Genomic DNA, 23997 nt, shown 5'->3' with positions numbered 1-23997 from the left:
GCAGACGAATTCGCCGAATGTCGACCGCAACGACGCTCGACGCGTCACCTCGGAGCCGACACGACTCCCACTGTTCGTTTTTCGGTCACTCCCCCGTGGCCTCGAACCCGATCTCAGGCCGGGTCGGAGACAGCCGCACCTGTGCGGCCTCGATCAGCGCCTGCCGTTCCACTGCTTCTCGATGCCGCGCAACACCTCGAGCGTCCGAGCAGAATCGGCATCGACAGCCATCCTCGACCGGGCGCGCTCGAGCGCACGCTCGGCCCGCGTCACCGCACGGTGCCCCGAGTCGGTGGCCTCGACCATGTACTGCTGCCGATTTCGCGGATTGACGCTCCGCGCCAGCAGCCCCGCCTCGACCAGACTTGCCGTCGTGGCGGTGATACTCGTCCGGTGTCGCACCAACTCCCGCGACAGCGCACTGTAGGACATCGGCCCTCGTCTGCACACCAGTTCCAGTACCTCGTACCTCGCCCAGCTGAGCCCCTGCGCATCCAATGCCTCTGCCAGACGAACCCGCGCGGCCGACGCCATGCGCAGCACCGTGGACACGATTTCGAGCTCGGTCGAATGCACCGGCGAGCTACCACCGTCGAACGATTCAGCGAGGGCAGTCATCGAACACCCCTACTTGATCTCTGCGAGGACGGTGCCTTGGGTGATGGCGTCGCCTGCGGTGACGGTCAGGCCGGTGATGGTGCCTGCTTTGTGGGCGTTGACGGGGTTTTCCATTTTCATTGCTTCGAGGACGGCAATGAGGTCACCGACCTCGACGGTTTGGCCTTCGGTGACGGCGACTTTGACCACGGTGCCCTGCATCGGTGCGGTGACCGAGTCTCCGGATGCGGCACCGGCTCCGGCACCACCACGGGTGCGGGCTTTGGGCTTGCGCCGTACCGCGCCCGCGGGCCCGCCGCCGTTGCCGCCGCCGCCGAGGGACAGTTCCCCGGGCAAGGAGACCTCGACGCGGCGGCCACCGACCTCGACGACCACGGACTGCCGCGGCAGGACCTCCTCGTCGTCGAGGGGTTGTCCGGCGGTGAACGGGGGAACCTGGTTGTCCCATTCGGTTTCGATCCAGCGGGTGTGGACGTCGAAGGGATCACCGTCGCCGATGAACGCCGGATCGGAGACCACCGCGGCATGGAACGGAATCACCGTCGCAAGTCCTTGGACATCGAATTCGGCGAGCGCTCGACGTGAACGGGCGAGGGCTTCCTCGCGGGTCGCGCCGGTGACGATGAGCTTGGCGAGCATCGAGTCGAACTGGCCACCGATCACCGAGCCGGATTCGACACCGGAATCGACCCGCACACCCGGTCCCGACGGCGCACGGAAGGTGGTGACCGGACCGGGGGCGGGCAGGAAGCCGCGTCCGGCGTCTTCGCCGTTGATCCGGAACTCGAACGAATGCCCGCGTGGTTCGGGGTCGTCGGTGATGGACAGTTCTTCACCGTTGGCGATCTTGAACTGCTGCAGCACCAGGTCGATGCCGGAGGTTTCCTCGGTGACGGGATGCTCGACCTGCAGACGGGTGTTCACTTCCAGGAACGACACGAGGCCGTCCTGGCCGACGAGGTATTCGACCGTGCCGGCACCGTAGTAGCCGGCTTCGAGGCAGATGGCCTTGGCCGAGGAGTGGATTTCTTTGCGTTGGGCGTCGGTGAGGAACGGTGCGGGTGCTTCTTCGACGAGTTTCTGGAAGCGGCGTTGCAGGGAGCAGTCGCGGGTGCCGGCGACGATGACGTTGCCGTGCTGGTCGGCGATGACCTGAGCTTCGACGTGGCGGGGCTTGTCGAGGTAGCGCTCGACGAAGCATTCTCCGCGGCCGAACGCCGCGACGGCTTCGCGGGTGGCGGAGTCGAACAGTTCGGGGATTTCCTCGCGGGTGCGGGCGACTTTCATGCCGCGTCCGCCGCCACCGAACGCGGCTTTGATCGCGATCGGCAGGCCGTGTTCGTCGACGAACGCGAGGATCTCGTCGGCGTCCTTGACCGGTTCGGAGGTGCCGGGGACCGAGGGGGCTTTGGCGCGGGCGGCGATGTGGCGGGCGGTGACCTTGTCGCCGAGGTCGCGGATCGACTGTGGGGACGGGCCGATCCAGATCAGGCCGGCGTCGATGACGGCTTGGGCGAAGTCGGCGTTCTCGGAGAGGAATCCGTAGCCGGGGTGGATGGCGTCGGCCCCGGACTTGGTGGCGGCGTCGATGATCTTGTCGATCACCAGATACGACTCCGCGGAGGTCTGACCGCCGAGCGCGAACGCTTCGTCGGCCAGACGGACGAACGGGGCGTCGGCGTCGGGTTCGGCGTACACAGCGACACTGGCCAACCCGGCATCGGCCGCAGCCCGGATCACCCGCACCGCGATCTCACCACGATTGGCGACAAGAACCTTCGAGATTTTCTTATGGGAAGTCGAGGTAGTCATGTACTGAAATTCCTTCACTGGCCATATCGGGCATTGACGAAAAGAGCTGGGGCACTTGCAAGTCCGTAGCGATGCATGTCTTCCGGGCGACCCCACAGATCGATCGGGGCCGGCAATTCCTCGGCCACCGACGGCTGCGCGGCAGTCAAAACCGCAACGACAGCAGCGATCTCGGCGTCCGTCGGACTTCCGCGAAACGACCAATCAGTCGATGTAGCAACACGATTCGCTTCGCTCATAGTGGGATGTTTCCGTGTTTCTTGGGTGGGAGGGTGACTTGTTTGCGTTCGAGTAGTCGTAGTGCGGTGACGATCTGGCCGCGGGTGTGGCTGGGGGGTATGACGGCGTCGAGGTAGCCGCGTTCGGCGGCGATGTAGGGATTGACGAGGGTGTCTTCGTATTCCTGCTGCAACCTCAGGCGCAGGGCGTCGACATCTTCCCCGTTCTTCGCGGCTTCGAGCAACTGTTTGCGGTAGACGAACCCGACAGCGCCGGAGGCTCCCATGACGGCGATCTGCGCGGTCGGCCAGGCGAGGTTGACGTCGGCTCCCATGTGCTTGGAACCCATCACGTCGTAGGCGCCGCCGTACGCTTTGCGGGTGATGACGGTGATCTTGCCGACGGTCGCTTCGCCGTAGGCGTAGAGCAGTTTCGCGCCGCGTCGGATGATGCCGTTGTATTCCTGCCCGGTGCCGGGCAGGAACCCGGGAACATCGACCAGGGTGATGATCGGGACGTTGAAGCAGTCGCAGGTGCGCACGAACCGGGCTGCCTTCTCGGAAGCATCGATGTCGAGGGTGCCCGCGAACTGGGTGGGTTGGTTGGCCACGATCCCCACCGAGCGGCCGTCGATGCGCCCGAACCCGACGATGATGTTGCGGGCCCGGCCTTGTTGGACTTCGAGGAATTCGTCGTCGTCGAGGATCCGGGTGATGACCTCGTGCATGTCGTACGGGGTGTTCGGTGAGTCGGGGATCAGGGTGTCGAGTTCGAGGTCCTCGGCGGTCAGATTGTCTTCGATGGACCCGGCGATCGGGTCCGAGGGTGCGGTGCGGGGGGCGTCGGCGCGATTGTTGCTCGGTAGGTAGGACAGGAGGTCGCGGACGTAGTCGAGGGCGTCCTGTTCTCCGGATGCGACGTAGTGCGCGACACCGGACTTTTCCATGTGGGTGTGCGCGCCACCGAGTTCTTCCATGGTGACGTTCTCGCCGGTGACGGTTTTGATGACGTCGGGTCCGGTGACGAACATCTGGGAGGTGCCGTCGACCATGACCACGAAGTCGGTCAGGGCCGGGGAGTAGACGTGCCCGCCGGCGGCGGGTCCCATGATCACCGAGATCTGGGGGATGACCCCGGAGGCGCGGACGTTGCGGTGGAAGATCTCGCCGTACAACCCGAGGGAGACGACACCTTCCTGGATGCGGGCTCCGGCACCTTCGTTGATCCCCACCAACGGTCGTCCGGTCTTGACGGCCAGGTCCATGACCTTGACGATCTTCTCGCCGTAGATTTCGCCCAGGGAGCCGCCGAAGACGGTTGCGTCCTGGGAGAACACGCACACATCGCGGCCGTCGACGGTGCCGTAGCCGGTGACGACACCGTCACCGAAGGGCCGGTTGTCCCCGAGCCCGAAGTTCTGCGACCGGTGCCGGGCGAGGGCGTCGAGTTCGACGAACGAGCCCTCGTCGAGCAACGCGGTGATCCGTTCGCGGGCGGTGAGCTTGCCTTTGGCGTGGACCTTGTCCACCGCTGCCTCACCGGACGGAATCTCCGCAACCGCGAGACGTTTACGAAGATCGGCCAATTTACCCGCAGTGGTATGGATATCGGGTTCGGTCGTGGTCATGAAGGTGTCCCCTACGGTTGCTTGTTCGGGCGTGTCGAGCGGATTCTGATGTCAGCTGGTTGCGAGCGATCGGGCGATCACCAGACGCTGAATCTGGTTGGTGCCCTCGAAGATCTGGGTGATCTTGGCGTCGCGCATGTATCGCTCGACGCGGAAGTCGCGGGTGTAGCCGTAGCCGCCGAAGACCTGCACCGCGTCGGTGGTCACCTTCATGGCCGCATCGGTGGCGATCAGCTTTGCCACGGAAGCGTTGCGCGAGTAGGGAAGTCCGGCGTCACGCCGACGGGCGGCGTCGAGGTAGGTGGCGCGGGCGGAGTCCACTGCGGCCGCCATGTCCGCCAATACGAAACCGAGGCCCTGGTGGTCGATGATCTTCTTGCCGAACGCCGTACGCTCCTGGGCGTACTTCAACGCGTCGTCGAGTGCCGCCTGAGCGATTCCCACTGCTACAGCGGCGATTCCGAGCCGTCCGGCGTCGAGCGCGCTGAAGGCGATCTGCAGCCCCTGCCCCTCCGCACCGATTCGCCACTCGGTGGGGACGTGCACGTTGTCGTAGTGCGCCGAGGTCGTCGGGACGGCGTGCAGCCCCATCTTCTCCTCGGGCCTACCGAAGCTCAGGCCGTCGGTTCCGTCCGGAACGAGGAAGCACGAGATTCCCTTGGATCCTTCACCTGTTCGGGCGAACAGGTTGTAGAAGTCCGCCACTCCACCGTGCGTGATCCACGCCTTCGAACCGTTCACCGTGTAGCCGCCCTCGGTCGGGGTGGCCTTGCAACTGAGTGCGGCAGCGTCCGAACCGGCCTGCGCCTCGGACAACGAGTAGGCACCGATCTGAGCCCCACCGAGCATGTCGGGAAGCTTGTCGGCTTTCTGTTGGTCGGTACCGAAGGCCATCACGGGATAGCAGGCCAGACCGTGCACGCTCACTGCAACGGCCACTGCCGCCCAGCGCGACGCCAGTTCTTCGAGGACCTGGAGGTAGACCTCGTACGGTTGGCCACCACCGCCCCATTCCTCCGCGTACGGCAGGCTCAGCAGTCCTGCCTCACCCAGGGTGGCGAACACATGGTCCGGGTACGCCTCACGCCGCTCGTGATCGTCGACGATCGGGTCGAGCACCTTGTCTGCCACGTCGCGGGTCAGCGCGATGAGGTCGCGCGCTTCGGCAGTGGGCAACAGACGATCGACGGGCACGTGAAAAACCTCCGGGAAGTTCGGATCAGTACTGCCGGATGATCCGCAGTACTGATGCACAGTACTGCACAAGGCGATGCAGTACCATCCCTGATGTGAACGCACCCGTGACCTCGCATGCCACGGCACGCCGTTCCGAGCTCTTCGACCAGCTCGTGAGCCTGTTTCTGGAAGAGGGCTTCGCCCACCTGACGCTCGACACCATCGCGGCCCGCCTCCGATGCTCCAAGTCCACGCTGTACACACTGGCGTCGAGCAAGGATCAACTCGTCGGCGGCGCCACAGTGCACTACTTCAAGTCCATGACCACCCAGGTCGAGAACGCGGTCGCCGAGGTGGACGGCACCCGCAATCGCATCACCACGTATCTCACCGCCGTCGGCGCAGCCCTGGAATCGGCGTCCGAGCAGTTCATGACCGATCTGGCGTCTCTCGAATCCGCTCGTTCGGTGTACGAGCGCAATACCGCGATCGCCGCTCGGCGTGTTCAGGAGTTGATCAGCGAAGGTGTGGCCAGCGGTGAAGTACGAGACGTGCACGCCGCATTCGTCGGCGATGTCGCCTCCTCGGTCATGGTGCGCATCCAGACGCGTGAGGTGTTTCGCCTGACGGGGTTGAGCGACGGCGACGCCTATCTCGAATTGGCGAAGCTCTTGACCGCCGGAATCGGTGCCTAGCCGGAGCCGGGAATGAATCCACCTCGACACACGCTGCAGTACAGTGAACTTAGTTGATCCTTCAACGAAAGAGCGCGTGATGAAAAAGATCGGATTCTTGTCCTTCGGACATTGGTCGGCATCCCCACAGTCGCAGACGAGGTCCGCGTCGGACGTGCTGCTGCAGTCCATCGACCTCGCGGTCGCAGCCGAAGAACTCGGTGCCGACGGCGCGTACTACCGCGTCCATCACTTCGCCAACCAACTCGCGTCGCCGTTCCCTCTGCTCGCTGCCGTCGGTGCCAAGACGAGCACCATCGAGATCGGCACCGGCGTCATCGACATGCGCTACGAGAACCCGTTCTACATGGCCGAGGACTCGGGCTCTGCCGACCTCATCTCCGGCGGACGGCTGCAACTCGGTATCAGTCGAGGATCGCCCGAGCAGGTCATCGAGGGTTACCGCTACTTCGGCTACGCACCCGCCGACGGCTCGGATCATGCCGATATGGCGCGTGAGCACACCCGCATCTACCTCGATCTTCTCGAGGGCAGGGGCTTCGCGGAGCCGAATCCACGGCCGATGTTCCCCAACCCACCCGGCCTGCTGCGCCTCGAACCGCACTCCCCCGGTTTGCGTCAGCGCATCTGGTGGGGTGCCGGAACTCGCGAGACCGCCGAGTGGACCGCGCGGCAGGGTATGAACCTGATGAGCTCGACACTCCTGAGCGAAGACACCGGCGTGCCGTTCCATCAACTGCAGGCCGAGCAGATCGAACGTTTCCACAAGACGTGGAGCGATGCCGGTCACGATTTCGCGCCGCGAACGTCCGTGAGCCGCAGCATCTTTCCGATCGTCAGCGATCTCGATCGGGCCTACTTCGGCCGGGAGGGCACCGGCGACGACCAAGTCGGCTACCTCGACGGCGGCAAAGCACGGTTCGGCAAGACCTACGCGGGCGAGCCCGACCGGCTGATCGAGGAACTGGCCACCGACGAAGCGATCGCTGCCGCAGACACTCTGCTGCTCACCGTCCCCAACCAACTGGGCGTCGATTACTGCGCTCACGTGCTCGAGACACTGCTGCGCGACGTCGCTCCCGCCCTCGGGTGGCGTTGATCACCTGCTGAGCAGCGGCGTTTGGCTTCGGTGAACGTGGGTACTGGCAGCAGGTTCACCCACCCCACCTGCCAGGAGTTCCCATGCTCAAACGCGACGTATCCGCGCGCCTCGATGTAGACATCACCGCAGCCACCACGCTCGAATTTCAGATCGCAGTCGCACCGCACCCAGGTACGACGGTCACCGAGTCACTGTCCTTCGTCCTCGACGGTAACCCCATCGAGGCCAAGGAAGTGAGCGGACCGCACGGCAACCGGATCCACGTCATGCCTGCCGACGTCGGCAATCTGCAGGTCTCGTACGACGCCACCATTCTGGGCAACACCACCCCGGCTCCGGTCACCGACTACGACATGTCGCTCTACCTCCGGCCGAGCCGATACGCCGAAGCAGACAAGTTCTACGGGTTCGCCGCAACCGAATTCGGCGACTACGCGGACTCCGAGGAACTGCTGGCGAAGATCTCCGCATGGGTGGGCGCACGTCTGAATTACGTTCCGGGAAGCAGCGATCCGATCGACGGAGCCGTCGACACACTGCTCGCCGGACAGGGTGTCTGCCGGGACTACTCGCACCTCGTGGTCGCCATGCTGCGTGCGGTCAACGTTCCGGCTCGACTGGTGGCGGTGTACGCACCCGGCTGCGATCCGATGGACTTCCATGCCGTCGCCGAGGCGTTCGTGGGCGGCCAGTGGCGTGTTGTCGATGCCACCTGCCTCGCCCCTCGCTCGACGCTGGTACGAATCTCGGTCGGTCGCGATGCTGCCGACACCGCATTCCTGGACAACCACAAGGGTGCGATCGCCCTGAACAGTTCGGTCGTGACCGCCGTGGTCGACGGCGAGCTGCCTCAGGACGACATCACCGAGCTGGTCTCCCTCACCTGATGTTCCGAGCGAACACCGCAGTGATATGAGCTACATCACAGCGGCGTTTGTTTTCGGGGGCGGAAACCGACTAAGTATCCGTTACCAACAATCACAGCCACCTGAAAGGGCAACACCATGAGCTTCATCGACAAGGCCAAGAACGCTGCAGAAGACGCCATCGGCAAGGCCAAGGAGGTTGTGGGCGACGCCACCGACAACAAGGACCTCGAGGCCGAGGGCAAGAAGGACCAGGGTTCGGCAGGCGTGAAGAAGGTCGGCGAGAACATCAAGGACACCTTCAAGTAACCACCCTCCATCACATCGAGTGCCGCCGATCTCGATGATCGGCGGCACTCGCCTTTCACTTCCACTTTTCCTCACACCAGAGAACGGATTCCCCTCATGACCACATCGACAGACACGACCAAGGCCCCCAAGCGACGCGGCGGATTCGCCTCGAAGTTCGCCCTCCTGATCACGCTCGTCCTGGTCGCAGCGCTGGTGATCTTCGTGCTGCAGAACACCGTGCACACCACGATCAACTTCCTGGGTTGGAACTTCGATCTCGGCCAGGGTGTCTCTCTGCTCGGTGCAGCCGTCGTCGGTGCCGTCATCACGCTGACCGCGACCGCAGCGCTCAAGGTTCGACGCGCAGTCCGCTGACCGACTTCGACCCCAGAAGGAATGTCCGATGCTTCCCCTGCTTGCCCGTAAGTACCTCTACCGCTACCTGATCGTCGCGATCGGGCTACCCATCCTCGCCCGACTGCTGGCCTTCGCCGGTCAGAGCCTCGAAAAGCGAACGGGGAACGACAACTTCGTGTCCAGGGGCCTGAAATCGGCCGGCCGATTCGCGCAGAAGCGAGCCGACAAGTCGCAGGGCAAGCAGGACCGCAAGTCCCGCCGCGTCGGTCGCTAGCGCCGGTCGCCGGTTTCTCGGCCGAGGTCCTTCAGCACTTCTCGGAGCACGACCCGATCGTCGAATTCGACGATGTCGTGGCCGTAGGCCTGCTCGGTATCGCAGCCGCGGCCCGCGACCACGACCACATCGTCGGGTTCGGCCATCTGCACTGCGAGCGCGAGCGCAGTACGACGGTCCGGCTCGACGACGACCGATGCCGACCGTGCAGCTCGCGCACCTTCCGCCACCGCAGCTCGGATGGTGTCGGCATCCTCGGACAGCGGACTTTCGTCGCTGACGATCACCACGTCGGCGAGTTCGGCTGCGGTGGCTCCGAGCGGGAAGCGTTTGCCCGGATCGCGTTCACCCGTTGCCCCGACGACCACGATCACCCGACCGGTCACCAGAGTCCGTACGAACGGCAACAATCGGCGTTGTCCCGCGGTGTTGTGCATGTAGTCCACCAATGCCAGAAACGGCTGCCCGGCATCGACCTTCTCGAGCCGTCCGGGAACGGATCGAACGCTCTCCAATCCTGCGGCGACCTCCACAGGATCCTTGCCTGCGGCCAGCGCTGTGGCAAGCGCAGCAAGCGCGTTACCGGCCTGGTGCGGACCGAGAAGGGGCAGTCGAACGTCGATCGAACCCGTGGGTGTTCGGACAGTCATCGATGTCTCGACGCCGGTGCATTCGATGTGCTCACCGAACACCTCCGCACGGGTGTCGAGTACCGACCACCTCCAGCACGGAACGTCCACGAGCTGGGCCAGTCTTCTGCCGTACACGTCGTCGATACCCACCGCCGCGGCTGCTGTTCGGTGGGCTGCGAACAGCTCCGCTTTGGCGGCGAAATATCTGTCCATGGTGCCGTGATAATCGAGGTGATCGGGACCGAGATTGGTGAACCCGACCACGGAGAAGCGCATACCGTCGATGCGGTGTTCGGACACTGCATGAGAGGACACCTCCAGCGCGACAGCCGTTGCGCCCTCGTCTCGAAAGCGGCCGAGCGTGCGCTGGACCGTCGCAGCCTCGGGTGTCGTTCGCGCAGTGGGTGACCATGTCGCCGGCCCGGCCAGTCCGATGCCGGTCATCGTGCCGACCGTCTCGCCCGAGGCCTCGAGCCCCGCAGCGAGCAGCAGTGCAGTGCTGGTCTTTCCATTGGTTCCGGTCACCCCGTAGACGTCCATGTCGTCCGCGGGGAAATCGTGGATCAGTGCGCAGACCGCGCCGGCGCTTCGGCGCGGATGGTCTACGACGACGGTCGGCAGCACGGTCGACGGCCTGTCGGACAGGACGGCCACCGCTCCGCGCTCGTACGCCTCGAGTTCGTGGTTCAGTCCGTGGCCGTGAGAGCCCGGAAACGCCAAGTACAGGTCTCCGGGCCGGACCGTCCGGGAATCGTCGCTCGCCCCGGTCACGCGCACGGATTCGATGGGTACAGGTGATCCGATCGTGCGAGCGATATCGGCGAGCGCCGTTCCGAGACCTAGGCCTGGCGACTCCCAGGATCCGTCGGCCGCGGACTCGGTCAATGACCCGCCGGGTCGGTGAGGGATTTGCCTTCCCGAGCCTTGACGCGCTTCCGCTCCAGAAGGACCAGGGCAATCCCTGCCACCAGTAGAAGCGGCGCGGCAATCGCCCCGATCCACACCCACCCGGTGAATCCGTAACCTGCCGCGGTGAGAGTGAGACCGAGACTCACCAATGCCACTCCGATGCAGATGTACCCGGGCCAGTTGCGTGTGTCGACGATTGCCTCACCCGCGTGCCCGCGCGTCGTCCGATCGTCGTCGGTTGCCCCGGCGTCGGCTTCGCTCGTGTTCTCGTCTGCCATGTGGATCCTCTCCGGATACGGACCGTTCGTCCATTCGAGACAAGCGGTTCGTATCGGCTGCCCGCTAGTCACCGGCGGTAAACCTGAGGTCGGATCGGAGGATCAGTCGTGCCAACTCACTGCCGCGAACGGAGCGTGGCTGGCGAGTCGGCCGACGATGCCGGCGTGCGCGAAATCCTTGGCCGTCGCGACGGCGTCGAGCACGTCCGTTCCTTTCGCGAGCTCAGCGGTGATGGCTGCGGCGAACACGCAGCCGGCACCCGACACGCGCTCTTCGCCCACCTTGGGGGCGCGCAGCACGGTCAGTTCGGACCCGTCGTAGACGACGTCGACGGCCTCGTCGCCGGGCAGACCCGTGCCACCCTTGACCACCACGAAACGAGGCCCGAGATCGGCGATTCTCTTGGCGGCCTCACCCAGATCGTCGACGGTGTCGATGGCGTCCATTCCGGACAAGGTCTGCGCCTCGAACAGATTGGGGGTGATCACGGTGGCCAACGGAAGGATCTCGCGCCGCAGGGCATTGTCGGTGTCGAGTGCGGCACCCGGCTCCTGGCCCTTGCAGATCAGGACCGGATCGACGACCACGTGCCGCCACGGCTGCAGGCGCAGCGACGCCGCTACCGTGTCCACGGTGACGGGGGTGCCGAGCATGCCGATCTTGACGACATCGAGATCGTGTGCGGCAGTGGCCACTTCGATCTGATCGGCGATGACCGTGCTGTCGATGGGCACGAATCGGTGCCCCCAGCCCGCCTTCGGATCGAACGAGACGATGCACGTGATCGTGCCGACTCCGTGGACCCCGAGCCGCTCGAATGTCTTGAGATCTGCTTGCAGACCGGCTCCGCCGGTGGCTTCCGAACCAGCGATGACGTACGCGATTGTCGACATGGTCTCAGTATGACAATCGCAGATCGGCACCGACGCGAGTGGTCACCACGGGATTGGGTCCGGCGGTTTCGGGGCATACGTCGAAGTCGGTGCGTTTTCGCGAGCAACCGACGACACCGCGCAGTACATCGACTTCGAGCCCAGGAGTAGCGGCGCACGATCAAAGATCGTGCTTTCACGCACAACGACGAGAGTTCGGAGGCCGAATCGTGCCCACCAGCAGAAATACGTCAGCCACCTGCGAGGACGTCTGGAACGTCCTGGCGAACGGATGGAGCTATGCGACCTGGGTCGTCGGTGCGTCCCGCATCCGCGCGGTCGACGGCAACTGGCCCGAAGTCGGCAGCTCCATTCATCATTCGGTGGGTGCGTGGCCGGCGGTACTCAGTGACGTCACGCGGTCGGTGGGACTCCATGCCGGTCGCGAACTGGTGCTCGAAGCCCGTGCACTGCCGTTCGGGAAGGCCTCGATAACAGTGCGGCTGCATCCTCTCGCCTCGGGCTGCCGCATCGAAATCATCGAGCACGCAATCACGGCACCCTTCGATCTGGTTCCCGACCGGGTCCAACATCTTCTGGCGCATCCACGCAATGCCGAGGCGCTGCGCAGGCTTGCACTCCTGGCCGAGCGGTCCACTGCACCGTGAGCAATACCCCACTGCGACAAGCAGTTTCGGGAAAGATGCTGTTCGTGTTCATTCTCGGCGATGTGCTCGGTGCCGGAATCTATGCTCTCGTCGGTGAGATCGCAGGTGAGGTCGGCGGAGCGATCTGGCTCCCTATGCTCGTCGCGCTACTGATGGCGCTGCTGACCGCGGCGTCGTACGCGGAGTTGGTCACCAAGTATCCGAGAGCGGGCGGCGCAGCGGTTTTCGCCCAACAGGCGTACGGCAAACCGATGGTGTCGTTCCTCGTCGGATTCTCGATGCTCGCCGCGGGTGTCACCAGTGCGGCCGGGCTGGCACTCGCCTTTTCGGGTGACTATCTGGGCGTGTTCCTGGACGTGCCTGCCGTACCCGCTGCAGCGGTCTTCCTGCTGTTGATCGGGTTGCTCAACGCGCGCGGCATCACCGAGTCACTCCGCGCCAATCTCGTGATGACGGTGGTCGAGGTGACCGGGCTGGTCGTCGTCATCGCCCTTGCCGGACTGGTGTTGAGCCGCGGCGACGGTGTGCCCTCTCGCGTCCTCGAATTCACCGACGAGACGACACCGACCTTGGCGGTTCTCGGCGCGGCTCTGCTGGCCTTCTATTCGTTCGTGGGTTTCGAGACGTCCGCGAACATCGCCGAGGAGGTCGAGGACGTGCGCCGGGCCTACCCACGAGCTCTCCTCGGTGCCGTCACCGTGGCCGGTGTGGTGTACGTGCTCGTCGGACTTGCTGTGTCGACGGTCGTGCCTGCCGACACACTGTCGCAGTCCACCGGTCCACTGCTCGAGGTCGTCGCTGCCGCGGATGCCGGCATTCCGCCGTGGGTCTTCAGTCTGATCGCACTGGTCGCTGTCGCCAACGGCGCGTTGCTGACGATGATCATGGCATCGCGGCTGACGTTCGGAATGGCGCGCGACGGTCTGCTTCCCGGAGTGCTCGCCGAAGTTCTGCCGGGACGCAAGACACCGTGGACCGCCATCGTCGCGACCACAGCTGTTGCGATGGTCCTGGCCACCACCGGTTCTGTTGCGGCACTGGCCGAAACCGTTGTGCTACTGCTGCTGTTCGTCTTCGTCAGTACCAACGTTGCCGTGCTCGTACTACGCCGAGACCGGGCCGAGACCGACCATTTCCGAACGCCCACAGCACTTCCCGTCCTGGCGCTGATCACCTGTGCCGTACTGCTGACCCAGCAGTCCGGAGCAACGTGGCTCCGCGCCGGACTGCTTCTTGCGGTAGGCGTAGCGCTGTACTTCGTCGGTACCGTGCTGACCGGCAGGACGAAGACCGAGCAGAGGAGTACATCCCGATGACCACGACCGAAGTAGACGCGATCGTGATCGGCAGTGGCCACAACGGCTTGGTCGCGGCGACAGCGATGGCAGACGCCGGCTGGGACGTCGTGGTCCTCGAGGCCGCCGAACATCCCGGCGGCGCTGTGCGCAGCGCCGAGCTCGTTCCCGGTTTCACCAGTGACCTCTTCAGCGCGTTCTACCCGCTGGCGCTCGCCTCGCCTGCCATGAAGGCACTCGAGTTGGAAAGCCATGGGCTGCAGTGGTCCCACTCCCCCGCGGTGTACGGCCATGCGCGGTCGCCGCAGGACACCGACGCTCCGGTCGTCCACCACGATGTCGAGACCACCGCCGCGCGGCTGTCGGAACACGACGCGCGAGACGGCCGCACCTGGTTGCGACTCTTCGAGCAGTGGGAGCGCATTCGCGAGCCCTTCATGAACTCGCTGTTCGGACCGTTTCCACCCGTCGTCCCCGCGGCACGCCTCGTCCACGCCTTGGGCGTTCCCGAGACGCTGCGCTTCGCACGATTCGCCGCCCTCCCCGCCCGCGTGATGGCTCACGAACTCTTCCACAGCGAGGCCGCTCGCTGCCTCCTGCTGGGCAACGCCATGCACGGTGACGTCCCGACCGACGCCCCCGTGAGCGGGATGATGGGCTGGCTGCTCACGATGCTGGCCCAGGACGTCGGGTTTCCGACCCCCGTGGGCGGATCCTCTGCGTTGACGTCCGCGTTGATTCGGCGTGGCGCCGCATCGGGTGCGGTGCTCGAGTGCGGTCAGGCGGTCGAGCACATCGAGGTGCGCGGCGGTCGAGCTCGGGCGGTGCACACCGCCGCCGGAGACACGTTTCGGGCGCGCCGAGCGATCGTGGCCGACGTGTCCGCACCGGCGCTCTACGGATCGCTGCTTCCGTACGACGCCGTGCCGCGCCGTGTGCACGACGACCTGCGCACCTTCGAGTGGGACACCCCTGTGGTCAAGGTCAACTACGCGCTCGATCGTAGAATCCCTTGGAATTCACCGTCTCTGGCCGATGCCGGCACCGTTCATCTCGGTGCGGACGACAACGGTCTCGTGCATTGGGCAGCCGATCTCACGACCGGAGTCCTTCCCGCGAGTCCGTTCATGCTGTTCGGTCAGATGACCACTGCCGATCGGAGCAGATCACCGGAGGGCACCGAAAGCGCTTGGGCCTACACGCATCTGCCGAGAGGCGTCGTCGACGACGCGGCCGCCGACACCGTGGCTGATCGGGTGGACGAAGTCCTCGACGCCCACGCACCGGGGTTCCTCGATTCGGTCGTCGGGCGGGTCGTACAGCGACCGAGCGATCTGTACGGTGCCGACGCGAATCTGCACGGCGGTGCGGTGAACGGCGGAACCGCACAGCTGCAGCAGCAGTTGATATTTCGCCCGACACCGGGTCTGGGTCGGTCGGAGACGCCGGTGGAGGGTCTGTTCCTGGGTTCTGCATCGGCGCACCCCGGTGGCGGAGTGCACGGAGCGGCCGGGCTCAATGCCGCCCGGGCAGCGCTCGGCCAGCGAGGTGTCACCGGCTGGGTGAAGAAGAAAGTCACCGGTTCACTCATCGACATGTTGACCCGGTGAACGCCGTTATCGAAGTGAGATCTTTCGTTACCGGTTCGAGACCTCGGGCGAGGTCTACCGAAATCGGACACTGACATTGTTGAAAGCACAACAACTCAGCGCCGTGCACCGTGCGGGCAAACCGACCGGTCCGAGCGCTTCGGGGAAGAGGTAAAGACATGTTGACCAGCACCGCAACCATGGAACGCTCCCTTCGCGACGACGAGGGCGTGTTCCGACTCGAGACCGTCGTTCGACCGGACCGCCACAACACACTGCGCGCGTTCGGCGAACTGGACATGTCCACCAGGGCCGAGTTCGTACACAGCCTCGACCGCCTGGCATCGGCGTCCGTGCAGGTGACGGTCGACTTGTCGGAGGTCTCGTTCATGTACTCCGGCGTCGCCAACGCGATCATCGACTTCACGTACGTACATCCGGGCAAGATCGCCGTGTTCGCGCCTGCACGCTCGGTGCGCATGGTCCTGGAAGTATTGGGCGCAGGTGACCTGTTCGCCGACACGTTTCGGTCGTGAATCCGACTCGACAACAGGTAACGTCGAGAACATGTCAGAGGAGCCGACCGGAGGACCGTTCGAGATCGTGGCAGCCGAGCACGACTCGGCCACCGTACTCACCGTTCGAGGTGAACTGGATCTCGACACCATCCCCGAACTGTCCGCCACTGCGTTTCCAGCGGCCGACAGTGCAGCAGGAGGTCTCGTCGTCGATCTGACCGACGTCAGCTTCCTGTCGTCGAGTGCGATCACAGTGCTGGTGCGAGTGTGCGATCGGCTACCCGATGCCTCACGTATGGCGCTGGTAGCGGTCGACGGAGTCGTTGTTCGGCCGGTGCAACTCAGCGGAATCGATCGGGTGATGGCGACCTTCACGACCGTGCCCGACGCGGTTGCCCACGTTCGGTCGGCTGCGCTCGATGCAGAGGTCGACCGATGACCGGCCGACACCGAGTCGGGCTTCCGCGATGACCGAAAGCAGTCTCGCTCCCAGTCGTTGGACCCACACCGCGTCGGCCGAACCGGCCGTGGCGACAGCCCTTCGGCGTCGGTTGCACCAGTGGGTCGTCGAACTCGGAGTGAGGAACGATCTGGTGGACGACATCGTCCTCGGGGTCTACGAGGCCCTCGCGAACGTGGTCGAACACGCGTACCACTCGGCGCCCGAGGCCGGAACGATGACGATCACCGCCGCCTACGAACACCGGGCGCTGACGGTGACGATCTCCGACACCGGGACGTGGCGTCCACCGAATCCGACGACCAATCGCAGTCACGGCCTGCAACTCGCAGCCGCGGTGGCCGACGATCTCCTGGTCGACCACCGACCCGGTCTCGGCACAATGGTCACTGCTGTATGGACCGACCCGATACCAACCGACCGATCGAGATCCGCCACCCGCTCGTCATGACCGAAGGGAGTCCCCATGTCCGCTACGGCTGCTGATCTACTCGACACTGCACCGTGCGGCGTGTTCTCGGTCGACGTCGCCACCTCGCAAATCCTCTACGCCAACGCGGCCGCCGCGCGGATCACAGCGCGCAGCCGCGAGACGCTCGTCGGAATGTCGGTCACCGACCTGTTCACGGTCGAGTTCGAGCCGATCCTGGCGGCTCTGATGGATGTCGTGTCGACGTCGGAATCGGACTCGCCGGTCGGAGCGGACGCGAAATTGACCGTCGCATCCGATCGACGTGCCGCAATAGCCGTGTCGATCCTGGCCAACAGTCTGCGCACGCCCGAGGGGGCCGTGACGGTGACGATGACGCTGCACAACGAAACCGAACGCCATGTGCGCGAGAAGGATCTGGTCGACGCCCGCCACAACGCGGAGGCCGCCCAGGACGATGCCGAGGCCGCTCTGGACAGATCGCAGGACGCACTGGGGGCCTCGGAAGAAGCACGCAAGCAGGCCGAGGCGGAGAAAACCCAGGTACAGATTCTGGCGTCGACGCTGCAACGCACCCTGCTGCCGCCGATCCTGTCGGCTCCGACGGGCATGAACGTGGCAGCGCACTATCACCCCGCATCCATCGACGAGGTCGGCGGCGACTTCTACGACGTGTTTCCGCTCGACAAACAGACGTGGGGTTTCTTCCTCGGTGACGTGAGCGGTAAGGGCGCGGGTGCCGCCGCCGTGACCTCACTGACCCGGTACACCCTCCGCGCCGCCGCAGTGTTCGACCGCAACCCGATCGCGGTGCTCGACAACCTCAATACCGTTCTGCACCACGAGTTCCACGGAGACGACCCACGTTTCTGCACGGTGGTTTTCGGCACCATCACTCCGGGACCGGACGGCGCAGTGGTGGACCTCGCCAGCGGCGGACATCCGCCGGCACTGCGTATCACGCACGACGCCGTCGTCGACTTCGTCGACACCACAGGTGGCCAGTTGGTCGGAGCGTTGGCCGAGCCGCACTTCGCATCGGCATCGGTGACCCTGCGCCCCGGCGACGTCATGGCGTTCTACACCGACGGATTGACCGAAGCGATCGTCGGACCCGGGCGGACGCGCTTCGACGACGACGGTGGCCTCGAATCCTTCGCTGCGAGAAAGGGTGCGACCACTGCACCGAAGATCGTCGACGATCTCACGTCACTGTTGGCATCCTTCGGGGACGGCCTGCAGGACGATGTCGCACTGCTCGCCTTCGAGGTACCCCGGCCCGAGGCCGACTCGTAGCAATCGACGCCGGAGCCGCGAGTTCGCTCACCGAGCGAAATCGCGGTACTCTGTGCATCGCATTCGACTCCGCGCCACTGTCACGCTTGCGCAGCGAGCGCGCGTCCGGCCTGCCGGCCGCCGAAGATGCACCCACCCAGGAACGTTCCCTCCAACGAGCGGTACCCGTGCACACCGCCGCCACCGAACCCGGCGATCTCACCTGCCGCCCACAATCCGTCTATCGCCTGTCCGTCGCCGTCGAGGACACGGCCCTGCAGGTCGGTTTGAATGCCGCCCAATGTTTTTCGCGTGATGATGTTCAACCGCACGGCGATCAACGGACCCGATTTGGGATCGAGAATCTTGTGCGGTGAGGCGGTACGCGCGATGCGCTCTCCGCGCGATCGACGCGAATTGTGGATCGCGGAGATCTGCAGGTCCTTGGTGAACGGGTTGTCGACCTCGCGGTCGCGGGCCTCGATCTGCCGCTTCAGATCGGCGAGGTCGATCAGATCTTCGCCGGAGACCCTGTTCATTCCCTGGACGAGTTCGGCGAGTGTGTCGGCGACGACGAAATCCTCTCCGTTCTTCTTGAACGCCTCCACCGGTTCGCTGGCACCGGGCAACACCCGGCCGAGAACGAGCTTGAGGTTCTTTCCGGTGATGTCCGGGTTCTGCTCCGATCCCGAGAGTGCGAACTCCTTCTCGATGATCTTCTGCGTCAGAACGAACCAGGAGTACTCGAATCCACTGTCCTGGATGGCTTTCAACGTTCCGAGAGTATCGAATCCCGGAAAGTTCGGAACCGGGAACCGTCGCCCCCGCGCGTCGAACCACATGGACGACGGGCCGGGAATGATTCTGATTCCGTGGTTCTTCCAGATCGGATTCCAGTTCTTGATGCCCTCGGTGTAATGCCACATGCGGTCTTTGTTGACCAGACGGCCACCGACTTTCTCGGTGATGCCGAGCATGCGTCCGTCGACGTGTTCGGGGACTCCCGAGATCAGGGACTTCGGAGCCGTTCCCAGCCGTGCCGGCCAGTTCTCCCGTACCAGGTCGTGGTTGGCTCCGATGCCGCCCGCCGTCACGAGCACGGCTCCGGCATGCAACTCGAACTCGCCGACCTCGACGCGGCTACTGCCCGAACCTCGCTCTGCGGCACTGGGTTCGAGAAGTGCGCCGCGGACTCCCTCGACTGTGCCGGCACTGACGATGAACTCGTCGACGCGGTGACGAAAACCGAAGCGCACCAACCCTTTGTCGACGGCCTCACGTACGCGTCGCTCGAACGGCGCAACGACCCCGGGACCGGTACCCCAGGTCAGGTGAAATCGCGGAACCGAATTGCCGTGCCCCTCGGCGAGGTAGCCACCACGTTCGGCCCACCCGACGATGGGAACCCACCGCACACCCTGCGCGTGCAGCCAGGACCGCTTCTCCCCCGCCGCGAAGTCGAGGTACGCGCGCGCCCACTGGTGCCCCCAGTAATCCTCGCCCGCGGGATCGTCGATGCCGCGGTCGAAGGTCGCGGTTCCGAGCCAGTCCTGCCACGCGAGCTCTGCGGAATCCTTGATGCCCATGCGTCGCTGCTCCGGGGTGTCCACCATGAACAGACCGCCCAACGACCAGAACGCTTGACCGCCCAAGTTCTGCTCGGGCTCCTGGTCGAGGAGCAGCACCCGCTTTCCGGCGTCGGCCAGTTCGGCGGTCGCCACCAGTCCAGCCAAGCCTGCACCCACCACGATCACGTCTGCGTCCATTGCCCCACTGTGCTGTCGTCGGTGCCGGATCTCAAGGAAACCGCCTCAAATGACTATAGGATTTATCAGATACTGACAAAGAGTGGGAGGTAGGTCGATGCACCCAGCGCGGGTCGCCGTAGTCGCGAAGATCGAATCGGAGCTGGGCCCCGTCGTCGCATCCGCAGTACACGCGATTCGCGACGCGATCCCGGTCTACCGATCACTGCAGGGTGCGCAGTTGGCCGATGTCGAGGCCATCGCCTACTGGTCGTTGCGTCGTCTGATGACGCTGTGGGCGGGCGGCGATTCGGCTATCGACGAACGCGATCACAGTCGATTCCGTGCGATAGGTGCCGCGCGCGCAGCGGACGGACGCCCGCTGGCCGATGTGCTGCGTGCGTATCGAGTCGCGTCGAGCGTGTTCGTTCGGCACGTGACAACCGAGTATCTCGATGTACTCGAACCACCGGACATTGCCGAACTCGGCCTCGGCGTGCTCGACGCCATCGACGCAATCTCCGAGGAAATCATCGGCGCATACGTCATTGCGCGCGAACAGCTCACATCCAACCGTGCGCAGGCGCATGCCGCGCTGCTCGACGACCTGCTGGCTGCCAGACACAACTCACCCGGGACGGTGTCGGATCGTTCTCGCGAACTCGACCTGAAGCTGCCCACGCACCCGAATCTGCTTGTGGTGCAATCGACAGATCCGGGCCGACCCATGTCCGACGACACCGTCGAATCGCTGGTCCTCGCAATAGGACTCGTTCCGCCGGACCGCACCGCGCCGTCGGGTCAGCGGAGCCACTTGTGCACTCGGCGCGAGCAACGCGCGATCGTGTTGTTGCCACCGTCGATCCACCGCGCCGAGGCGGACCTCGCGTGTCGAGACCTGATGCTGCGCGGATGCCTCGTGGAGCGATCCACCATTGCCGGTATCAGCAGTTCGTGGCGACTCGCATCGGAAGCGCTGGATACTGCACCGGATCACGCGTTCGACGACCGGGCACTGCTCGATCAGGGTGACGGTCAGCTGCTGGCACTGCTGACCGCGCGCCCCACCGCGGACACGAGCGAGGTGGTACGTAGCGTGCTCGGTCCGCTGACCGAGGCGGCGAACGAACATATTCTGCAGGGCCTTTCGGCCTTCATCGCCACCGGTACGGCAACGGCTGCCGCCACCCGACTACAGGTACACCCGCAGACTCTGCGCTACCGACTGCGCCGAGCCCAGGAACTGACCGGCCGAGATCCCCGATCTGCGTGGCATCGCCTCGCGTTGGACACTGCGATTCAACTGCGGCAACTCGGTTGATCCGGTCTTCGGCAATGCCGGGCACATCGAAAACCCGGACACCCAGGCATGAACCCACACGCGGTCTCGTCACCTGAATGGGACGGTGATCGAGCGATTCAGTTGATGTTCCACGACTCGACAGCATCGAGTCGCCGGCCGTCGGAGTCGTACGTGTAGAAGCCTTCACCGTCCCCGAGACCGGTCTTTCCCGCGTCGATACCCTTTTGCAGTATGTCGGCAAATTTGACCTGATCCTCGCCACCGTGTGCGCGCGCGATGTGTGCAGCGACGTTGAAGCCGACAGTGTCGTAAATCTGGAACGGACCGGCGGGTGCCCCGGTGGCTATGCGCCACACGTTGTCGATGTCCGCCGGATTGGCAACGCCGCCGACGTAAAGGTTGGCTCCTGCTTGCAGCAGCGGGATCAGAAGACTGTTCAGCACGTATCCCGGAATTTCCTTACGGACCGGAACGGGAACGAGACCGATCTCCGACGCGAAGCTCAATACGACATCGAAGTAGACAGGATCTGTTGCAGCAGTTGCCATCACCTCACCGGTGTTGTACCGCCACACGAGATTGGCGAAGTGCAATGCAAGAAACTTTTCCGGTCGCCCGGTGGCCTCGGCGAAACTGCTGGGCAGTAGCGACGACGAGTTGGTCACGAAGATAGTTTTCGGCGGAGCGGACGCGCCGATATCCGACCAGACCTTCTTCTTCAGGTCGAGATCCTCCGGAACTGCTTCGATCACCAGGTCGGCGTCCGAAACGGCCTCGGCGACGCTGGTGGTGGTCGTGATGGATTCGATGGCCTCGTCGAATCGCTCCTCGTCGAAAGTCTTCAGGTCACGCTTGTAGTATCCGCGCATCCATTCCCAGCGACCCGGCAGCTTGGCAAGCAGTTCGTCGGAAATGTCGTATCCCACAACGGTTTTTCCGTGGTAGGCAGCCTGCATCATGATCTGCGAACCGAGCACTCCGGTTCCGAATACGGTCACGTTATCGACTTCGGTCATGGACGACACACTTCCCTCTATGGAGTCACTGATTTCCCGCTCTCCAAGTTCTACCGCTGAGCGCGAAGCCATCGTCTCGTGGGGTCCAACAGTGGACCGACTCGACCGACGACAGCGCTTTACACTCCACAGGATCGACGGTTCACGCATACTCGAACAATGGCTGTCGATCCCCGCGGAAGAGACCTGAAGCGCTACCTCGAAGAAGATCCCGGCGGTCCGGTGGTGATGCTCAACCTGCTTCGGTTCGCCGAGGGTGGTCGCGACTCCTACGCGGAATATGCGAAAGCACTGGACGAGACTTTCCTCCCGCGCTACGGCGCGACGGTGCTGTACGCGGGCGACGGTTCGACCGCACTTGCCGCCGAGGAAGGGCAGGCCTGGGATGCAGTGCTCCTGGTCCAGTACCCGTCACGTAAGGCGTTCAGCGAGATGGTGGCCGATCCCGAGTATCAGACGGTGACGGCGTTACGGACCGCCGCGTTGAAAGAGGCGGTTCTGCAGGCCACCATTCCGTGGTCGTGAATTCGACCTTCGGCTTCGCATCGTGTTCGCGAAGAGGGACTTCACGGCGTTGCGAGCAACTTACTGCGGAACAGGTCGAGTACCTGGTCCAAAGCCTGCCGTGTCGGCTGCCCTGGTTCGTCGATGAGTCCCTCCGTGACAACGGAATGCGGTGGTCCGAAGGCTTCCGGGTTGAAGGAGGAATCGGGTAGTTCCACCGAGACGAATGCGTCGCCGAGCTGCTCTCGCAGCCATTGGAATCGCGCAGGCGGGCACATCTTGTCGCCCTCGAAGCGCATCCCCAGGACCGTGAGCTCTCCTGCTGCACAACGACTTTTCACCTTGTCGAGATCGCCCTGGGTGATATCGATGGATCGAGCGCGAGACTTCGATGCCGCGAACGGAAGCGACGGCTGCGAGAGCACCGGTGCGATCAGACGGTCGTCTGCCGCCATAGCGAGAGCGAATCCGCCGGTGAAGCACATCCCGATGGCACCGACGCCTGGTCCGCCGCAGCGCTCGTGCTCCTGCGCCGCCAGAGCCCGCAACCACACCACGATGCGCGACGACTTGCCGGTGGCGAGGATGGTGAATTCGCGACTGATGCACGCCGGCACCATGGCGCGGGACATGGTGGCAACGGTGCCGAGCGCTCCCAGCGGCGCGGCCAGCGGATCCTTGCCGTCGACTCCGAACAGGTGCGGAACGACGGCCGTACAACCGATTCCGGCGACGGTTCTCGCGAAGTCCGCCACCCTGGGAGTGATGCCCGGCATCTCCGACATCACGATCACAGCCGGTCCGGTTCCGATGCGATAGACGGGCGCTGTCCGCCCGTCCGCGGTGAATTCGGATCGCTCGAAGTCGGCCAGCGTGTCATCGGTCATGGGAGTGCGTCCTTCTGCCAGAGGTCCACCGCGCCGAGCCGACGCTTGCGATCAAAGCTAGATCATCGTGGGTCGACACGACGTCGATCGAACACGTGTCGCTTACGCGATCACCACGAGTCCGTGTCGGCCAGAATTGTCACACCAAGCGCGACGAAAAGCGTGGCGCCGGCCGCAACTCCGAACAGACTCGCGGCAGGCGCGCCCGCACGTCGGCCGAGCAGGCTCGCCGCGACATCGAGGGCATCGATCCCGACCCCGGCCGCCACCGCTGCCTTACGAACCTCCGAGGACGGGTGATGCAAGGCCATTCCGAGTGCCACATCGCGCACTCCGAAGAGGCGGGTCGCCACCCCCGCGCTTCCGGGTTCGCGCATGGGTCCGAGACCGAAGGCGCGCCACGAGTGCGCAGGACTCACCCACGACACCAATCCGGCAGTCGATCGCAGAACCGAGAGTGCGAGCAACGGGGTGGACTGTGAACGCATAACGTCTCCTCAGGTTTTGTAGTGGTTACTACTCTCCTCAGGTTTTGTAGTGGTTACTACACCGACGCTACCTGTAGTGGCCACTACAAT

Annotated in this window: 27 protein-coding genes; 15 read left to right on the top strand and 12 right to left on the bottom strand. The window is 64.4% G+C overall.

The features are described 5' to 3' along the window. Nucleotides 1–153: 153 nt before the first annotated feature. The 5 genes from QM590_RS06715 to QM590_RS06695 are packed head-to-tail and all read right to left on the bottom strand — an operon-like array spanning nucleotide 154 to nucleotide 5470. Nucleotides 154–618 carry a MarR family transcriptional regulator gene (locus QM590_RS06715; RefSeq protein ID WP_068050303.1) on the bottom strand — a complete coding sequence of 155 codons (465 nt, stop codon included), beginning with the start codon at nucleotides 616–618 and terminating at the stop codon, nucleotides 154–156. Between the two features lie 9 nt (nucleotides 619–627). Beyond that, nucleotides 628–2430 carry an acetyl/propionyl/methylcrotonyl-CoA carboxylase subunit alpha gene (locus tag QM590_RS06710; RefSeq protein WP_269594284.1) on the bottom strand — a complete coding sequence of 601 codons (1803 nt, stop codon included), beginning with the start codon at nucleotides 2428–2430 and terminating at the stop codon, nucleotides 628–630. A gap of 14 nt (nucleotides 2431–2444) precedes the next feature. Next, entirely contained in the window at nucleotides 2445–2669 is a 225-nt protein-coding gene (locus QM590_RS06705) for an acyl-CoA carboxylase epsilon subunit (RefSeq protein ID WP_269594283.1), read from the bottom strand. Continuing rightward, complete coding sequence (locus QM590_RS06700; RefSeq protein ID WP_269594282.1) at nucleotides 2666–4276, bottom strand: acyl-CoA carboxylase subunit beta; 1611 nt, start codon at nucleotides 4274–4276, stop codon at nucleotides 2666–2668. The genes QM590_RS06705 and QM590_RS06700 overlap by 4 nt, the downstream gene beginning before the upstream one ends. Nucleotides 4277–4327: 51 nt before the next feature. Then, nucleotides 4328–5470 (bottom strand): acyl-CoA dehydrogenase family protein, encoded by a 1143-nt coding sequence (locus QM590_RS06695; protein WP_269594281.1) that lies wholly within the window; start codon nucleotides 5468–5470, stop codon nucleotides 4328–4330. 95 nt (nucleotides 5471–5565) lie between these two features. On the opposite strand from QM590_RS06695, the gene QM590_RS06690 reads away from it, so the two are divergent. From QM590_RS06690 to QM590_RS06665, 6 genes are all read left to right on the top strand, one after another. Continuing rightward, a complete protein-coding gene (locus QM590_RS06690; protein WP_269594280.1) occupies nucleotides 5566–6147 on the top strand; it encodes a TetR/AcrR family transcriptional regulator in 582 nt (193 codons plus the stop codon). Between the two features lie 79 nt (nucleotides 6148–6226). Continuing rightward, the gene (locus tag QM590_RS06685; protein WP_094668772.1) at nucleotides 6227–7246 is read left to right on the top strand and encodes an LLM class flavin-dependent oxidoreductase; all 1020 of its coding nucleotides are present in this window, start codon (nucleotides 6227–6229) and stop codon (nucleotides 7244–7246) included. 83 nt (nucleotides 7247–7329) lie between these two features. Next, nucleotides 7330–8136 (top strand): transglutaminase-like domain-containing protein, encoded by an 807-nt coding sequence (locus tag QM590_RS06680; protein ID WP_269594279.1) that lies wholly within the window; start codon nucleotides 7330–7332, stop codon nucleotides 8134–8136. Nucleotides 8137–8253: 117 nt separating this feature from the next. Then, nucleotides 8254–8424 carry a CsbD family protein gene (locus QM590_RS06675; protein WP_008718579.1) on the top strand — a complete coding sequence of 57 codons (171 nt, stop codon included), beginning with the start codon at nucleotides 8254–8256 and terminating at the stop codon, nucleotides 8422–8424. A 96-nt stretch (nucleotides 8425–8520) separates the two neighbouring features. Next, nucleotides 8521–8781 carry a lipopolysaccharide assembly protein LapA domain-containing protein gene (locus tag QM590_RS06670; RefSeq protein WP_068046905.1) on the top strand — a complete coding sequence of 87 codons (261 nt, stop codon included), beginning with the start codon at nucleotides 8521–8523 and terminating at the stop codon, nucleotides 8779–8781. 28 nt (nucleotides 8782–8809) lie between these two features. Next, nucleotides 8810–9037 carry a hypothetical protein gene (locus QM590_RS06665; protein WP_269594278.1) on the top strand — a complete coding sequence of 76 codons (228 nt, stop codon included), beginning with the start codon at nucleotides 8810–8812 and terminating at the stop codon, nucleotides 9035–9037. Here the strand turns inward: QM590_RS06665 and QM590_RS06660 are convergent. From QM590_RS06660 to thiD, 3 genes are all read right to left on the bottom strand, one after another. After that, nucleotides 9034–10554: a Mur ligase family protein gene (locus QM590_RS06660; protein ID WP_269594277.1), complete on the bottom strand. Its 1521-nt coding sequence runs from the start codon at nucleotides 10552–10554 to the stop codon at nucleotides 9034–9036. The genes QM590_RS06665 and QM590_RS06660 overlap by 4 nt on opposite strands. Further along, nucleotides 10551–10856, bottom strand: coding sequence for a hypothetical protein (locus QM590_RS06655; RefSeq protein ID WP_269594276.1), 306 nt, complete (start codon nucleotides 10854–10856; stop codon nucleotides 10551–10553). The genes QM590_RS06660 and QM590_RS06655 overlap by 4 nt, the downstream gene beginning before the upstream one ends. Before the next feature lie 102 nt (nucleotides 10857–10958). Next, nucleotides 10959–11750: a bifunctional hydroxymethylpyrimidine kinase/phosphomethylpyrimidine kinase gene (gene thiD / locus QM590_RS06650; protein ID WP_269594275.1), complete on the bottom strand. Its 792-nt coding sequence runs from the start codon at nucleotides 11748–11750 to the stop codon at nucleotides 10959–10961. A gap of 209 nt (nucleotides 11751–11959) precedes the next feature. On the opposite strand from thiD, the gene QM590_RS06645 reads away from it, so the two are divergent. The 7 genes from QM590_RS06645 to QM590_RS06615 all read left to right on the top strand — a co-directional run bounded on the left by QM590_RS06645 (nucleotide 11960) and on the right by QM590_RS06615 (nucleotide 17985). Next, nucleotides 11960–12397 (top strand): SRPBCC family protein, encoded by a 438-nt coding sequence (locus QM590_RS06645; protein WP_269594274.1) that lies wholly within the window; start codon nucleotides 11960–11962, stop codon nucleotides 12395–12397. Next, entirely contained in the window at nucleotides 12394–13713 is a 1320-nt protein-coding gene (locus QM590_RS06640) for an APC family permease (protein ID WP_269594273.1), read from the top strand. The genes QM590_RS06645 and QM590_RS06640 overlap by 4 nt, the downstream gene beginning before the upstream one ends. After that, the gene (locus tag QM590_RS06635; protein WP_269594272.1) at nucleotides 13710–15302 is read left to right on the top strand and encodes a phytoene desaturase family protein; all 1593 of its coding nucleotides are present in this window, start codon (nucleotides 13710–13712) and stop codon (nucleotides 15300–15302) included. Before QM590_RS06640 ends, QM590_RS06635 begins: the two co-directional genes overlap by 4 nt. A 158-nt stretch (nucleotides 15303–15460) precedes the next feature. Beyond that, nucleotides 15461–15817: an STAS domain-containing protein gene (locus tag QM590_RS06630; RefSeq protein ID WP_269594271.1), complete on the top strand. Its 357-nt coding sequence runs from the start codon at nucleotides 15461–15463 to the stop codon at nucleotides 15815–15817. Between the two features lie 31 nt (nucleotides 15818–15848). Continuing rightward, nucleotides 15849–16238, top strand: a complete 390-nt coding sequence (locus tag QM590_RS06625) for an anti-sigma factor antagonist (protein ID WP_269594270.1) — start codon at nucleotides 15849–15851, stop codon at nucleotides 16236–16238. 28 nt (nucleotides 16239–16266) lie between these two features. Continuing rightward, the gene (locus tag QM590_RS06620; protein ID WP_269594269.1) at nucleotides 16267–16710 is read left to right on the top strand and encodes an ATP-binding protein; all 444 of its coding nucleotides are present in this window, start codon (nucleotides 16267–16269) and stop codon (nucleotides 16708–16710) included. Nucleotides 16711–16725: 15 nt separating this feature from the next. Further along, nucleotides 16726–17985 carry a PP2C family protein-serine/threonine phosphatase gene (locus QM590_RS06615; protein WP_082898875.1) on the top strand — a complete coding sequence of 420 codons (1260 nt, stop codon included), beginning with the start codon at nucleotides 16726–16728 and terminating at the stop codon, nucleotides 17983–17985. 80 nt (nucleotides 17986–18065) lie between these two features. On the opposite strand, the gene QM590_RS06610 is transcribed toward QM590_RS06615, so the two are convergent. Then, nucleotides 18066–19730: an FAD-binding dehydrogenase gene (locus QM590_RS06610; protein WP_269594268.1), complete on the bottom strand. Its 1665-nt coding sequence runs from the start codon at nucleotides 19728–19730 to the stop codon at nucleotides 18066–18068. 97 nt (nucleotides 19731–19827) lie between these two features. On the opposite strand from QM590_RS06610, the gene QM590_RS06605 reads away from it, so the two are divergent. Continuing rightward, complete coding sequence (locus QM590_RS06605; RefSeq protein WP_269594267.1) at nucleotides 19828–21030, top strand: RsbRD N-terminal domain-containing protein; 1203 nt, start codon at nucleotides 19828–19830, stop codon at nucleotides 21028–21030. 98 nt (nucleotides 21031–21128) lie between these two features. Here QM590_RS06605 and QM590_RS06600 read toward each other — a convergent pair whose 3' ends face one another. Then, nucleotides 21129–22028 (bottom strand): 3-hydroxyacyl-CoA dehydrogenase, encoded by a 900-nt coding sequence (locus tag QM590_RS06600; RefSeq protein WP_269594266.1) that lies wholly within the window; start codon nucleotides 22026–22028, stop codon nucleotides 21129–21131. 159 nt (nucleotides 22029–22187) lie between these two features. Here QM590_RS06600 and QM590_RS06595 point away from each other — a divergent pair, with 159 nt between their 5' ends. Then, nucleotides 22188–22553: a DUF1330 domain-containing protein gene (locus QM590_RS06595; protein ID WP_269594265.1), complete on the top strand. Its 366-nt coding sequence runs from the start codon at nucleotides 22188–22190 to the stop codon at nucleotides 22551–22553. A 41-nt stretch (nucleotides 22554–22594) separates the two neighbouring features. Here the strand turns inward: QM590_RS06595 and QM590_RS06590 are convergent, their stop codons facing one another. Together QM590_RS06590 and QM590_RS06585 are read right to left on the bottom strand one after the other, a co-directional pair. Next, the gene (locus QM590_RS06590; protein ID WP_269594264.1) at nucleotides 22595–23419 is read right to left on the bottom strand and encodes a dienelactone hydrolase family protein; all 825 of its coding nucleotides are present in this window, start codon (nucleotides 23417–23419) and stop codon (nucleotides 22595–22597) included. Between the two features lie 110 nt (nucleotides 23420–23529). After that, on the bottom strand, nucleotides 23530–23907 hold the full coding sequence (locus QM590_RS06585; RefSeq protein ID WP_269594263.1) for a hypothetical protein: 378 nt from the start codon (nucleotides 23905–23907) through the stop codon (nucleotides 23530–23532). Nucleotides 23908–23997 lie beyond the last annotated feature (90 nt).

This window comes from Rhodococcus sp. IEGM 1372 (assembly GCF_030056835.1).
Classification (GTDB): Bacteria; Actinomycetota; Actinomycetes; order Mycobacteriales; family Mycobacteriaceae; genus Rhodococcoides.
The sequence above is the reverse complement of the archived record's forward strand: the minus strand, read 5'-3'. Positions and strand labels throughout refer to the sequence as shown.

Bases quoted from the DNA above. Each gene is read 5' to 3' on its own strand.
- QM590_RS06600 (WP_269594266.1), bottom strand. From the start codon at position 22,028: ATGACCGAAGTCGATAACGTGACCGTATTCGGAACCGGAGTGCTCGGT.
- QM590_RS06615 (WP_082898875.1), top strand. From the start codon at position 16,726: ATGTCCGCTACGGCTGCTGATCTACTCGACACTGCACCGTGCGGCGTG.
- thiD (WP_269594275.1), bottom strand. From the start codon at position 11,750: ATGTCGACAATCGCGTACGTCATCGCTGGTTCGGAAGCCACCGGCGGA.
- QM590_RS06685 (WP_094668772.1), top strand. From the start codon at position 6,227: ATGAAAAAGATCGGATTCTTGTCCTTCGGACATTGGTCGGCATCCCCA.
- QM590_RS06610 (WP_269594268.1), bottom strand. From the start codon at position 19,730: ATGGACGCAGACGTGATCGTGGTGGGTGCAGGCTTGGCTGGACTGGTG.
- QM590_RS06710 (WP_269594284.1), bottom strand. From the start codon at position 2,430: ATGACTACCTCGACTTCCCATAAGAAAATCTCGAAGGTTCTTGTCGCC.
- QM590_RS06655 (WP_269594276.1), bottom strand. From the start codon at position 10,856: ATGGCAGACGAGAACACGAGCGAAGCCGACGCCGGGGCAACCGACGAC.
- QM590_RS06675 (WP_008718579.1), top strand. From the start codon at position 8,254: ATGAGCTTCATCGACAAGGCCAAGAACGCTGCAGAAGACGCCATCGGC.
- QM590_RS06715 (WP_068050303.1), bottom strand. From the start codon at position 618: ATGACTGCCCTCGCTGAATCGTTCGACGGTGGTAGCTCGCCGGTGCAT.
- QM590_RS06670 (WP_068046905.1), top strand. From the start codon at position 8,521: ATGACCACATCGACAGACACGACCAAGGCCCCCAAGCGACGCGGCGGA.
- QM590_RS06585 (WP_269594263.1), bottom strand. From the start codon at position 23,907: ATGCGTTCACAGTCCACCCCGTTGCTCGCACTCTCGGTTCTGCGATCG.
- QM590_RS06705 (WP_269594283.1), bottom strand. From the start codon at position 2,669: ATGAGCGAAGCGAATCGTGTTGCTACATCGACTGATTGGTCGTTTCGC.
- QM590_RS06620 (WP_269594269.1), top strand. From the start codon at position 16,267: ATGACCGAAAGCAGTCTCGCTCCCAGTCGTTGGACCCACACCGCGTCG.
- QM590_RS06630 (WP_269594271.1), top strand. From the start codon at position 15,461: ATGTTGACCAGCACCGCAACCATGGAACGCTCCCTTCGCGACGACGAG.
- QM590_RS06680 (WP_269594279.1), top strand. From the start codon at position 7,330: ATGCTCAAACGCGACGTATCCGCGCGCCTCGATGTAGACATCACCGCA.
- QM590_RS06625 (WP_269594270.1), top strand. From the start codon at position 15,849: ATGTCAGAGGAGCCGACCGGAGGACCGTTCGAGATCGTGGCAGCCGAG.
- QM590_RS06635 (WP_269594272.1), top strand. From the start codon at position 13,710: ATGACCACGACCGAAGTAGACGCGATCGTGATCGGCAGTGGCCACAAC.
- QM590_RS06700 (WP_269594282.1), bottom strand. From the start codon at position 4,276: ATGACCACGACCGAACCCGATATCCATACCACTGCGGGTAAATTGGCC.
- QM590_RS06595 (WP_269594265.1), top strand. From the start codon at position 22,188: ATGGCTGTCGATCCCCGCGGAAGAGACCTGAAGCGCTACCTCGAAGAA.
- QM590_RS06605 (WP_269594267.1), top strand. From the start codon at position 19,828: ATGCACCCAGCGCGGGTCGCCGTAGTCGCGAAGATCGAATCGGAGCTG.
- QM590_RS06665 (WP_269594278.1), top strand. From the start codon at position 8,810: ATGCTTCCCCTGCTTGCCCGTAAGTACCTCTACCGCTACCTGATCGTC.
- QM590_RS06590 (WP_269594264.1), bottom strand. From the start codon at position 23,419: ATGACCGATGACACGCTGGCCGACTTCGAGCGATCCGAATTCACCGCG.